The sequence below is a fragment of the Chryseobacterium sp. NFX27 genome, assembly GCF_049887855.1.
Taxonomy (GTDB): Bacteria; Bacteroidota; Bacteroidia; order Flavobacteriales; family Weeksellaceae; genus Chryseobacterium.
The window spans coordinates 118644-131612 of the sequence record NZ_JAGEKK010000002.1; the positions used below are offsets into that span (position 1 = coordinate 118644).

The 12969-nt window shown below is 37.5% G+C and carries 15 protein-coding genes; 13 read left to right on the forward strand and 2 right to left on the reverse strand.

The window, feature by feature from the left end; all coding sequences use genetic code 11:
- Positions 1-48 precede the first annotated feature (48 nt).
- From J4Q03_RS03135 to gcvP, 13 genes are all read left to right on the forward strand, one after another.
- Positions 49-462, forward strand: a complete 414-nt coding sequence (locus J4Q03_RS03135) for an SRPBCC family protein (protein WP_426046758.1) — start codon at positions 49-51, stop codon at positions 460-462.
- 35 nt (positions 463-497) lie between these two features.
- Complete coding sequence (locus tag J4Q03_RS03140) at positions 498-737, forward strand: hypothetical protein (RefSeq protein ID WP_426046759.1); 240 nt, start codon at positions 498-500, stop codon at positions 735-737.
- Positions 738-828: 91 nt separating this feature from the next.
- Complete coding sequence (locus J4Q03_RS03145) at positions 829-1695, forward strand: VOC family protein (protein WP_426046760.1); 867 nt, start codon at positions 829-831, stop codon at positions 1693-1695.
- An 84-nt stretch (positions 1696-1779) separates the two neighbouring features.
- On the forward strand, positions 1780-2613 hold the full coding sequence (locus J4Q03_RS03150) for an SDR family oxidoreductase (RefSeq protein ID WP_426046761.1): 834 nt from the start codon (positions 1780-1782) through the stop codon (positions 2611-2613).
- 120 nt (positions 2614-2733) lie between these two features.
- Positions 2734-3162: an SRPBCC domain-containing protein gene (locus tag J4Q03_RS03155; protein ID WP_426046762.1), complete on the forward strand. Its 429-nt coding sequence runs from the start codon at positions 2734-2736 to the stop codon at positions 3160-3162.
- Between the two features lie 24 nt (positions 3163-3186).
- Positions 3187-3630, forward strand: coding sequence for an SRPBCC family protein (locus tag J4Q03_RS03160; protein ID WP_426046763.1), 444 nt, complete (start codon positions 3187-3189; stop codon positions 3628-3630).
- 106 nt (positions 3631-3736) lie between these two features.
- Positions 3737-4195 (forward strand): DoxX family protein, encoded by a 459-nt coding sequence (locus J4Q03_RS03165; protein ID WP_426046764.1) that lies wholly within the window; start codon positions 3737-3739, stop codon positions 4193-4195.
- A gap of 148 nt (positions 4196-4343) precedes the next feature.
- Positions 4344-6350: a S9 family peptidase gene (locus J4Q03_RS03170; RefSeq protein WP_426046765.1), complete on the forward strand. Its 2007-nt coding sequence runs from the start codon at positions 4344-4346 to the stop codon at positions 6348-6350.
- A gap of 268 nt (positions 6351-6618) precedes the next feature.
- Positions 6619-7197 carry an RNA polymerase sigma factor gene (locus tag J4Q03_RS03175; RefSeq protein WP_426046766.1) on the forward strand — a complete coding sequence of 193 codons (579 nt, stop codon included), beginning with the start codon at positions 6619-6621 and terminating at the stop codon, positions 7195-7197.
- 13 nt (positions 7198-7210) lie between these two features.
- Positions 7211-7543 carry a hypothetical protein gene (locus J4Q03_RS03180; RefSeq protein ID WP_426046767.1) on the forward strand — a complete coding sequence of 111 codons (333 nt, stop codon included), beginning with the start codon at positions 7211-7213 and terminating at the stop codon, positions 7541-7543.
- A gap of 88 nt (positions 7544-7631) precedes the next feature.
- Positions 7632-7898, forward strand: a complete 267-nt coding sequence (locus J4Q03_RS03185; RefSeq protein ID WP_426046768.1) for a hypothetical protein — start codon at positions 7632-7634, stop codon at positions 7896-7898.
- A 124-nt stretch (positions 7899-8022) separates the two neighbouring features.
- The gene (locus tag J4Q03_RS03190) at positions 8023-8670 is read left to right on the forward strand and encodes a J domain-containing protein (protein ID WP_426046769.1); all 648 of its coding nucleotides are present in this window, start codon (positions 8023-8025) and stop codon (positions 8668-8670) included.
- A gap of 461 nt (positions 8671-9131) precedes the next feature.
- Complete coding sequence (gcvP, locus tag J4Q03_RS03195; RefSeq protein WP_426046770.1) at positions 9132-11990, forward strand: aminomethyl-transferring glycine dehydrogenase; 2859 nt, start codon at positions 9132-9134, stop codon at positions 11988-11990.
- 71 nt (positions 11991-12061) lie between these two features.
- Here the strand turns inward: gcvP and J4Q03_RS03200 are convergent, their stop codons facing one another.
- Positions 12062-12226 carry a hypothetical protein gene (locus J4Q03_RS03200; RefSeq protein WP_426046771.1) on the reverse strand — a complete coding sequence of 55 codons (165 nt, stop codon included), beginning with the start codon at positions 12224-12226 and terminating at the stop codon, positions 12062-12064.
- Positions 12227-12642: 416 nt separating this feature from the next.
- Positions 12643-12960 (reverse strand): nuclear transport factor 2 family protein, encoded by a 318-nt coding sequence (locus J4Q03_RS03205; protein WP_426046772.1) that lies wholly within the window; start codon positions 12958-12960, stop codon positions 12643-12645.
- Positions 12961-12969 lie beyond the last annotated feature (9 nt).

Consider the following 12969-nt stretch of genomic DNA (forward strand, 5'->3'; position numbering starts at 1 on the left):
TTCAAACCCGGACTGCCTTCTTATTTTCAATATTAAAAAATAAAACAAATGGACCCAATTAAGATAGACATTACAATTTTAGCCCCGGTAGAAAAGGTTTGGAATTATTTTAATGAGCCCAAGCATATTACAAAATGGAATTTTGCCGATGAATCCTGGCAGTGTCCCAGTTCCGAAAACGATTTGAGAGTGGGAGGAAAATTTAAAACCAGAATGGAAGCAAAAGACAAAAGCTTCGGTTTTGAATTTGAGGGAATCTATGATGAAGTGGTTACGAATTCCACTATTAAATACCATCTGGAAGACGGCCGGAAAGTGGAGGTTATTTTTGATAAGATAGACGAAAATACCACAAAAGTTACCGAAATTTTTGACCCCGAAAAACAAAACTCCGTGGAAATGCAGCGGGATGGCTGGTATGCTATTCTCAATAATTTTCACAAGTATGTTGAAAATCACTAAAACACCCAATTTCAGTCATGATAAATCTGGTCATAATGGCAAAATGTTTAAGCTCCATTTGTGCTGTTAATCATGTTGTTAGAAATAATAATTTCCTGTCTGGCATTATTGCAGCACCGGCAAGAAGAGCTTTAGAAAGAGAAAAAATTGATTCTCTTGAAAAACTTTCGGGCTATTCTGAAGAAGAGATCATGAACCTTCATGGTATCGGAAGAAATGCTATGGAAAGACTGAAAAACCATATGGAAGAACATCAGGTCTCTTTCAAAAACTAATTACAGAATACCGGATATCTTTGTTATCGTATGATGCTTTTTCATCAGCGAAGATCAATAGACTGTATTTTTTACCCTTAAATTTAATATTATGAATAACGATATTTTTCCATGTCTCTGGTTTGACGAAGAATCAAAAGAGGCTGCAGAATTTTATTGCGAGGTCTTTGACGGAAAGATCACTGCAGATACTCCGGTAGTCATGAACATTGATCTGTTCGGGCAGAAATTGATGCTGCTGAACGGCGGGCCTCATTTTAAAAAAAATCCTTCAGTTTCTTTCATGGTCATCTGTAAAACAGAAGAGGAAGTACAGCAGTATTGGGACAAACTTATGGAAGGTGGAATTGCTCTCATGCCCTTGGATTCCTATTCCTGGAGCCCGAAATACGGTTGGGTACAGGACAAATATGGTGTTACCTGGCAGCTGTTTTTAGGTGAGAAGCCGGAAGATCAGAAAATTATTCCTACGCTGATGTTTATCCATCAAAATAATGGAAAAGCAAAGGAAGCCATGGAGTTTTATACCAGGACATTCCCCAATTCAAGCATTGGAAATATCCTGAAATATGGCGATGGAGGAGAAGGACATCCTATCCCCGAACCGGCAGAAAATATACAGCATGCCCATTTTACTATTAATGGTTACAGCTTTTTCTGTATGGATAATTCTTATGACCATCCATTTGATTTTAATGAAGGGATCTCTGTCGTGATCATGACGGATGATCAGGAACAGACCGATTATCTCTGGAATACCCTTATTTCTGATGGAGGAAGAGAAAGCATGTGCGGATGGCTGAAAGACAGATATGGATTCAGCTGGCAGATTGTTCCGAAAAGGCTCATTCAGCTGATGAATGATTCAGATCAGTCAAAATCGCAAAAAGTAGTACAGGCGATGATGAAAATGCAGAAGATTGTTATAAAAGACCTGGAAGAGGCTTACCATTCGTAAACGAAACGACGGATTTGCCTGTTTTACACTTTTGAATTTCAGTTTTCGGCTTGCTGTTTGATGTGACTTATAAAAGATTTGCTTATGAAAACACAGAACAGATCACAATCTAAATCAAAAGTTCCCCAAGAAGGACTCTTTCCGGAGATCATCCGGAACGATTACCGGGGAAGTCAGAAACTTCAAGGAAAAAACGCCGTCATTTCAGGCGGAGACAGTGGAATAGGACAGGCTGTAGCCGTTCATTTTGCAAGAGAAGGGGCAGATGTCGCGATTATTTATAAAGAAAGCGATGATGATGCCAAAGAAACAAAAAAGCTTGTTGAAAAAGAAGGCAGACAGTGTATTCTCATCAAAGGAGATCTTACCAAAAAAGCTTTCAGAACAAAATGTGCTGAAAAGATAAAAAAAACATGGGATAATTTGGATATCCTGGTTAATAATGCAGGAATTCATACCTCAAAAAGCAGTCTTGAAAAAATCTCCGATGAGCAGATTCAGGAAACTTTTAATACCAATATCATCTCCATGATTTCTTTTACGAGAGACTTTTTACCATTAATTGGTGAAGGAGGCCGGATTATCTGCACTACATCCGTTACAGCCTACAGAGGAAGTGATCACCTGATCGATTATGCGGCTACAAAAGGAGCTATTTTATCCTTTATCCGCTCTCTTTCAGCCAATCTCGCCGAAAAGAAAATTTTAGTCAACGGAATTGCTCCCGGTCCCATATGGACACCTCTGGTGAAAGAAGCCTTCGATGATCTGTCAACATTTGGAAAAGATACACCGCTGAAACGGGCGGGGCAGCCATCAGAAGTCGCACCGGCCTATGTTTTCCTTGCCTCTAAAGATGCAGATTATATTACAGGAGAAGTGATCCACATCAATGGCGGTGATTTTGTAGGAGGCTAATTGAAGTAGAAGCAAGAAGTTAGAAATTAGAAGTTAGAAAAATGAGGCATCTATGATCTAAAATCTAATGATTAAAATTAACTTCTAACTTCTAACTATCTAACATCTAAACAAACAGCAATGCAGAAATTATTTTTTGAGATCCAAATTGATGCTCCTCCTGAAAAAGTTTGGGATGTTCTCTGGAGCGATATGACGTACAGACAGTGGACAACGGCATTTACAGAAGGTTCTTTCTATATGGGAACTTTTGAAGAAGGAAGTATAATGAAATTTTTTGATCCGGATAACAACGGCATGTACAGCCGGGTTGAAAAAAATATACCGAATAAAGAAATGAAATTTCTGCATCTCGGGGAGATTTATGGAGGAGTAGAGACTGAGCAGAACTGGGGAGAAGCTACAGAAAGGTATATTTTAGAAGAAACACCGACAGGGACAATACTGAAGATTGAAATTCAGACTCCTGAAGAATTTAAAGATTTTTTTGAAGAAAAATTTCCAAATGCTTTGGGAATTGTGAAAAATCTTTCAGAAAATCAACTATAAATACTCATCACAAAAATATACAATATGGAAACTTTATCTTACGAAATTATAATCAACGCTCCATTACAAAAAGTCTGGGACGTTCTTTGGAATCCTGATACCTATACCGAATGGACCCAATTTTTCGGTTCCGGATCCAAAATGAAATCCGACTGGAAAGTGGGCGGAAAAACCTATTTTGTAAATGCAGAAGGTGAAGGAATGGTATCGACCATTGACAGCCTGGATGAGCCAAACCAGATTATTTTTAAACATCTGGGAATGGTAGATAAAGAAGGAAATGAAGATACCCAAAGCAAAGAAATAATGGAATGGAGCGGGTGTTTTGAAAAATATATCCTTATTGATTTCGAGGGGAAAACAAAGCTTCATGTTGAGGTACAGGTCGACAAAGAATGGGAAGAGCACATGGACACAGGATTTAAACAAGGACTGGAAGTGGTCAAAAGTCTAGCTGAAAAAGCGTAACAAAGTAAATTTATTTAAAAAGCAAGACCCTTACAGTTTTCTGGAACCTGTAAGGGTTATTTATGCAAAATTTACACTATCTTTCTATAGCGATAAATATAAAAACATGAAATTATTAACGATCCTTTTCGGTACATTTATTTTGGCTCTGTTGGGAACCTGGGCTTTTCAGGGAAAGCCGGACTTTTTATTTTCAGGAAATCTGGGAATGGCTGTATTTATCATATTTACAGGGTTTTCTCATTTTAAATTCCAGAAAGGAATGGCCATGATGATCCCTGATTTTCTTCCCGGCAAAATGTTCTGGGTATATTTTACAGGAGTTCTGGAAATTGCTGCGGGAATTGGACTGATGATTCCTTCAGTAAGAGAAGTAACGGCCATACTGCTGATTATTTTTTATATTCTGGTTTTTATCGCCAACATCAATTCTTCCAGGAAAAACATTAATATTTTCAAAGCAGATTACACCGGGCCGGGTATGAAATATCTTTACGCTCAAAGGATCCCAATGCAGCTTATCCTGATTGCGTGGACTTGGTATTTCGGAATTTACTTAAATTAGAAACAGACTTTATACCTTAAACCCGTTTTTTTTTCATAAAATTTCATAATGAATGTAACATTTTGTTGGGAAGACTGTCATATTATGTATAAGATTTTTATTAATTAAAGATCGCAGTTAGACAATTTAACCATCCAAAATATGAATTATGAATATTAATACTAAAATTTTTGGTGCGGCTCAGGTCGTACTGTCAGCAATTATGATTAATGCACAGACCTCAACGGCAAAACTGCCGGGCGACCCTACGCTTCCATCCACTAAAGCAAATCTTGAGAAACTGATCTCTTATGATAAAGGAAACTTCAAATATAAGGTAGAAGATTATTTTGCAAGACCCAATGCTTCTCAGTTTAAAATATCTCCGGATGGGCTGTATCTTTCCTACAAAGAAAAGGATAAGGACAAGAAGAATCATGTTTATGTAAAAGAACTGAAAACAGGGAAAATCACCAAAGCTATTGTTGAAAAAGACGACCTTATCAAAAGCTATGGCTGGCTTGACAAAAAACGCCTTTTCTTTACCCAGGATAGAGGAGGAAATGAAAATATTCACCTTTACGCAGCAGATATCGATGGGAAAAACCTTAAAGATCTGACGCCTTTTGAAGGAATTACACTGGGATCAGTAAGGCTGATAAAAGATACGGAATTTGTTGTGGTAACAATGAACAAAAATAACAAGCAGATTTTCGAACCGTATAAGATCAATTTCAACACGGGAGAAATGACCCAGCTTTATGAAAATAAAGATGTCAACAGTCCTATTGATGATTATATTTTTGATAAAGACGGCAATCTCAGAGGATATACCGTTCTTGAAAATGGGCTGACAACCAAAACCTACTATAAAGATCTGCAGACAGGAAAATTTAATCTGCTTAAGTCTACAGACTGGAAAGATACCTTCAGCATCATAGGACTTAATGATAATTCCAAGAATAAAGATGAGGCGTATGTTGTTACCAATCTGGACAGTGACAAGTCCAGGATTGTGCTGTATGACCTGAAGAAGAATGCTGTGATCAAAGAAATATATTCTAATCCTGTTTTTGATGTAAGCTCCATCAGTGTTGCCGGGAAAAACAGGAATTACGAATTGGATTATGTAAGCTATGACGGAATCAAAAGCGAAACCGTTCCGGTAAGTCAGTTTTATAAAGAAATTGATGCTCAACTGAAATCTGAATTTAAAGACAAACAGTTTTCTATCGTATCTTCAGATGATAATAATGATAAACTTTTGGTTTATGTGGGAAGCGACAAATTTTATGGAGCTTACTACGAATATGATACAAAAAGTAAAAAAATAAATCTTCTTTACAACCTGATGCCTCAGCTGAAAGAAGAAGATATGGCAGAAATGAGACCTATCGAATTCAAAAGCAGGGACGGATTAACAATCAGAGGATACATCACCCTTCCCAAAGCTGCTCTTGAAGGTAAAAAAGTACCTTTAATTGTGAATCCTCACGGCGGTCCGCAGGGAATCCGTGATGAATGGGGATTCAACCCGGAAACACAGCTTTTTGCCAGCAGAGGATATGCAACGCTTCAGGTGAACTTTAGAATTTCCGGAGGCTATGGAAAAGAATTCCAGAAAGCAGGATACAAGCAGATCGGAAGAAAAGCAATGGATGATGTGGAAGATGGTGTAAAATATGCGATAGAACAGGGTTGGGTAGACAAAGATAAGATTGCGATTTATGGGGGAAGCCACGGCGGTTATGCCACTCTTATGGGCCTTATTAAGACTCCGGATCTGTATGCCTGCGGTGTAGATTATGTAGGAGTATCCAATATTTTCACCTTCTTCGATTCTTTCCCGGAGTACTGGAAGCCTTACAAAGAAATGGTAAAAGAGATTTGGTATGATCTTGACAATCCTGAAGAGGCAAAAATTGCCAAAGAAGTTTCTCCGGTTTTTCAGATTGATAAAATCAAGAAACCTTTATTTGTAGTGCAGGGAGCCAATGATCCGAGAGTTAATATCAATGAATCTGATCAGATTGTAAAAGCAATGCGTGCCAAAGGTTTTGAAGTTCCATATTTGGTAAAATATGATGAGGGGCATGGATTTGGAAAAGAACCGAACAGACTGGAGCTGTATCAATATATGCTGGGTTTTTTTGCAGAGAATTTCAATAAGAAATAAAATTTCATTTTTATAATTATAGAGACGGAGAGTGTAATGCTCTCCGTTTTTTATTTAAACTCAAATAATGACTAATGATTTTCACAAATGAACAGTGAATTATTTGTGATATTAGTGTAAACGTTTGTGTTATTAGTGTTTATTTTAAACTCAATGATTACAAAATAAAAATAATTAAAACTACGGCCAACAAAAGAAAATCCGAATTTCCGGAAAAAATATTTTAAATTTATTAAAGTAAAACCAAAAGGCAGATCGTCATAGCAATATGGAGGTTGTCGAAGAAATAACAATGCCACAGGAGGAGAAAGCAAGTATCATCTCACAAACCGTTTCAAAGTACGGAGGAAAGCTGATGTCTTATATTCGTCCGAAAGTGAAAAACGCAGAAGATGCGGAAGATATTCTGCAGGAAGTGTGGTTTCAGTTCAGCAGTTTAACCAATCTTTCTGAGATTGTGAACGTTGGTGGCTGGCTGTATAGAGTGACTGCAAATAAAATCACCGACCGTTACCGCAAGAAGAAAACGGAAAATCTTGAAGATTTCGTCTATGAAGATGAAGACGGAAGTTTTTCTATCAAAGATATCTTATTGCTGGACGAAAGCGCAGGTCCTGAAGTTAAGATGTTCCAGGACGAAATCTGGAAAAAGCTTTTTGAAGCATTGGATGAACTTCCTGAGAAACAAAGACTCGTGTATGTGGAAAATGAACTTAATGACAAAACTCTACAGCAGATAGCCGATGAACAGGGTGACAATATCAAGACCATTATCAGTAGGAAAAACTATGCTGTGAAGCATTTAAGAAACCGACTGAGAAAATTATACGAAGATTTAAATAGTTAGTAAAAAAGAAATTATGAATTATAAACACAAAAAAGGCTGGATTTTTTTACTCTTATGTCCACCATTGATCTTAGTTACCGTTACATTTATTGTAATGTGGCTTTGGAACTGTCTGCTTCCTGAGATCCTGGGTGTGAAATCCATTACATTCTGGCAGGCGATGGGAATTCTGATCTTAAGTAAGATCCTTTTTGGAGGATTCCATTTTGGAAAGGGAATGAGAGACTTTAAAGAAAGAAAGATGAGAGAGAAAATGGCTGGACTGTCCCCTGAAGAACGGGAGAAATTTAAGGAAGTTTGGAAAAACAGATGTTCGGGAGGATTCTTCAACAGAAACAACGGATAATTTAAAATTTAAGAAGTAGTAAAGTAAAATTGAAATTCATCCGTCTATATAAAAAACAAGAAGTAGTAAAATTTAAAATTTTGAAAAAATGAAAAATTCAGCATTAAAAGGAGCTCTGGGAGCATTAGCTGTTGTTGGGGTGGCATTAATCGCCAAAAAAGCAATACAAAGAAAAAGATTTATAAAAGGTATTTTCAGCGAATACGGAATCAAAGAAAAATCACCTTTCGGCTTGGCTGATAAGATCAGAGAAATGGACGAAGAGCAGTATCAGGAACTGAAAGGAAAATTCAAAAAAGAATTTGCTTCAAGATGCTGCCGTAAAGAAAATAAGGATAATACTGTAGAAGCATAAGCAGTAAATAACTAAATTGAAATTGTTAATTCCGGCGCGGGAAGCAAAGCTTCCCGCGCCGGAATTTTTTTTACCTCACAGAAGCAATACAGAAAAAAATAAATTCCTATTTTTGTATAGCTCAATGAAAGACTACTACTATTTTCTCGGAATTTCTCCGGATGCTTCAGAAGAAGACATCAAAAAGGCTTATAGAAAATTATCTTTAAAATACCATCCGGATAAGAATGATAACGACGATTTCTTTGCCGGGCGCTTCCGTGAAATTCAGGAAGCGTATGAAATATTGAGTGATTCAGGAAAGAGACGTACCTATGATCAGAATTTAGAGAACCATCAGAAAAGTTTCAGGTATAATACTCCGCCTTCCATCAAGACTTTTACTTCTAATAAAGTTCATGCTAAAAAAGGAGAGGAGATTATCATTAACTGGCAGACGAATAATGCCGATGTGGTAAAAATACTGCCTTTCGGCCTTGAAAAACCTTTTGGAGAAAGAATATTTAAGATCACAGAATTTAAAGACGGGAAATTTCAGCTATTGCTTCATGCTACAAATTCTCTGCTTCACAAAACGGCAGTACAGGGAATTACGATTACTGAAGTCTTTGAGAATGATGCTGCTCAGTTTAGAGACAACGTTGAAGAAATGTTTAAGCCTCAGCCCAGAACACCGGTCAACAGAACAGGCCAGCCAAAGATCATGATGTTGATCTGGGGAATTCTTATTTTGGCGGCAGCAATATATTTCCTGTTCAGAAATTTTGGCTAGTTTAAGCCATCTTTTTTCTTCCCGGACACTTTTTGCATCTTTTTCCTTTTTTGAATTTCTTACAACATGATTTTTTTTCACAAAACAGGTCTTCATTATTGAATGCGTATACTGGCGATAAAGGCGGTACTTTAAATGGGACAATCATATTCATGCTGCAAATATATTAATTTAGAATAAATATAATTAATAAAATTTCATAAATCTTATAACATCTGTATATCAGTGTGTTTAAGGTGATTTTAATCCCTTGTTTTAAGCTGAAAATGCAGGCGTAATGATAAAAATATTTCCCTGAACGATTTAAACTCTACAATAGAAAGTTGAAAACTTAGACTTAATAAATTAAAACAGGCAAGAGTTTTTCTCTATCGTTTTGGCAATGTAGAAACCCTTGTACAGTCGCTTAAAAAATTGTAATTTTACGAATCTTTTTTACGAACAAAATCTAATAAATAAAAATGAATACAGAACAGTTTGTGAGCCGTCACATTTCCCTTAATGAAGCCGATAAACAGGCAATGTTGGAAAGATTGGGCGTTTCAAGTATTGAAGAACTAATTTCTCAGACCATTCCTTCTTCTATCCGTTTAGAGAAAGATCTTGAGATCTCTGAGCCACTTTCAGAATACGAAATGCTGAACCATTCCAAAGAGCTGGCGTCGAAAAATACTGATTATACTAGTTATATCGGTTTTGGATACCACAATACTTTATTGCCTTCAGCTATTCAGAGAAACATCTTCGAAAATCCTAGCTGGTATACTGCGTATACCCCTTATCAGGCTGAAATTGCACAGGGAAGACTGGAAGCTCTTCTGAATTTCCAGACAGTAGTGTGTGATCTTACAGGTTTTGGGCTGGCTAATGCTTCTCTTTTAGATGAATCCACTGCTGCTGCTGAGGCTATGCACATGTTCTTTAACAACAGAACGAAGGACCAGAAAAAAGCGAATGCCAACAAATTCTTCGTTTCCGATCTTGTTTTACCTCAGACAGTTTCTGTTTTAAAAACAAAGGCAGAAGGTTTAGCCATCGAAATCGTAGAAGGTGACCACGAAACTCACCAGCTTGACGAAACGTATTACGGTGTCCTATTACAGTATCCGGGAAAAAACGGGATCGTTTTAGATTACACGGAAGATATTGTAAATTATAAGAAATTAGATCTGCAGGTGGTTGTAGCTTGTGATCCGATGGCTTTGGTTAAATTAAAATCACCGGCTTCTATGGGAGCTGACTGTGCTGTTGGAACTTCACAGAGATTTGGTATTCCACTGGGTTACGGAGGACCTCACGCAGCATTTTTCTCTTGCAGAGAAGATTATAAAAGAGACATTCCGGGAAGAATCATCGGAGTTTCTCAGGATATGTACGGAAAACGTGCACTGAGAATGGCGCTTCAGACCAGAGAGCAGCACATCAAAAGAGAAAGAGCAACGTCTAATATCTGTACAGCACAGGTACTTCTTGCGGTAATGGCAGGAATGTATGCAGTGTATCACGGTCCGAAAGGGTTAAACTACATCGCTGATCAGATCCACTTTAAAGCAAATGCTTTGAAAAACGGTCTTAAAGCATTAGGATACCAGACGGTTGAAGAGCCGATCTTCGATACTGTGAAAATCACAATGAGCGAGGATGAAAAAGGAAGATTAATGAGAATGATGCTTGATCACAGACTTAATCTGAACTATTTCACAGAAGGTGTAGTAAGTGTAGCGATCAACGAGAGTACAACATTGGAGAAATTAAATGTTCTGATGGCTTCTTTTGCTCAGTTTAAGGACAAGCAGACTTTCAAATTAGAAATTAAAGAAGGATACAGCATTCCTGAAGAATTGTTGAGAAAAGACGAAATTCTTACGGAGCAGGTATTCAACAAATACCATACAGAAACAGAATTGATGCGTTACATCAAGCGTCTTGAAAGAAAAGACTTATCATTAACGCACTCAATGATCTCTCTTGGATCTTGTACCATGAAGCTGAACGCAGCTACCCAAATGCTTCCACTTTCATGGGCAGACTGGGGAAGTGTTCACCCGTTTGTACCGGTAGATCAGGCCGGAGGTTACCAGGAAATGATCAAAGAACTGGAAAAAGACCTTGCTGAGATTACTGGTTTCGCAGGAACTTCATTACAGCCGAACTCCGGAGCTCAGGGAGAATATGCAGGATTAATGGTGATCAGAGAATATCACATTTCAAGAGGTGAAGGCCACAGAAATGTAGTATTGATCCCTCAGTCTGCACACGGAACAAACCCGGCTTCTGCAGCGATGGCAGGAATGAAAATCGTAGTGGTGAAAAATCTTGAAAGCGGAGAAATCGATTTTGAAGATTTAAAAGCTAAGACAGAGCAGAATTCTGCGAATTTATCCTGCGTAATGATCACGTATCCGTCAACTTACGGATTCTTTGACGCAAACATTAAAGAAATTACCAGCCTTATCCACGAACATGGCGGACAGGTATATATGGATGGTGCCAATATGAACGCTCAGGTAGGATTTACAAGTCCCGGAAACATCGGAGCAGACGTATGTCACCTGAATTTACACAAGACTTTTGCTATTCCTCACGGAGGAGGAGGCCCTGGAGTTGGACCAATCTGTGTGGCTAAGCACCTGGTTCCTTTCCTACCTTCCAATGCGAATATCAGAGTCGGAACTAAAGAAGCTATCGAAGGTATTTCTGCAGCACCTTACGGTTCAGGTTTGATTCTTAACATTTCTTATTCTTACATTAAGATGTTAGGAACTGATGGGCTGAAAAAAGCAACAGGCCACGCCATCTTAAATGCCAATTACCTTAAAGAGATTTTGGCAGAGCATTTCCCGATCCTGTATTCAAACGAAAGTGGAAGAGTGGCTCACGAATGTATCGTAGACTTCCGTCAGTTCAAATCTTTAGGAATTGAAGTAGCGGATGTTGCGAAGAGACTGATGGACTATGGATTCCATGCTCCTACGGTTTCTTTCCCTGTAGCAGGAACATTAATGATTGAACCTACAGAATCTGAAAGCAAGTCTGAAATCGACCGTTTTGCAGAGGCATTAATTTCAATCAAAAAAGAGATTGATGAGATTGCTAACGGAGAGGCAGATCAGGCCAACAATGTCCTTAAAAATGCTCCCCACACCGAGCAGCTGGTAATCTCGGATTCCTGGGATAAGCCATACAGCAGAGAAAAGGCAGCTTATCCGCTGGAGTGGGTAAGAGACCATAAATTCTTTGCTTCCGTATCCAGAGTGGATGAAGCTTACGGAGACAGAAACCTGGTTTGTACTTGTGAGCCGATTGAAGCTTATATGTAATCAGAATATAATTCATATAAAATGACCCGTCTGGAATCCAGGCGGGTCATTTTTTTATTATTTTTATCATGTTATCTTCTTCGGGAGCTGTATGCTACAAGAAGTGCTACAGCCATGGTACCAAAAGTTACCATTGAAACTGTTTTAATTGATACTTCACTATTATTTGTCTGTGATGTATTATGATCCTTCTCACACGAAGACAGGAACATTACTGCCATGAATAGACAGCTCAAGAATAATTTTTTAATCATATAGATGTATTTGTTTGGTTTTAAATATTTTATGATCAAAAAAGATACCAACTAACCTATATGAATAATAATTCTATATGTGATAAATAGGAATATTAAATTAAACTAATTTTTGGAATAATGATTAAACTAAATGCAAAAATGGACAAACCTTAAAAAAACATTTATTTGAGATAACAGAGCCGTTTCATTTATTGCTAAGCCATACAAGGATATATATTGGCTTTACTTTGCTGAATGAATGTCCTTGTTTTCTTTATTAACATGCCAGAGAATTTACTTTGTTTGCCTTTGCAATAAAAATACAATTGTTCAGATATTCTCTTATCCTGAACTCAGGAAATTACTGCGTATAAATATAAATGGGAAGAAATTATGGGCAATTGTATTATTTGTCTTTAACCTGTAATTTTCAATGACTCAATAAGTCCTCCGCTTAGTTCGAAATTATATTTTAAAATAAGTGGGCTCCCTGGAAATGTTCCTGAAATTTCCGCTGACAAAATATTGTCTTTTTCGATGTAATCTAAAGGTTTCATGGTTATCTTATACTCTTTGTTGGCTGCGTCAATCCAGTTTTGTATTTCTGTTTTGCCCGTGTGGGTTTTGCCTTCGTCAAATACAACAGCGGTGTCGGTAAAGCAATCAGCATAGGCATGGCTGTCAAATTGGGTTTGTGCTTTCACTAATTTTGAAATGATGTTGGGTAAATTCATTTTGTTTTA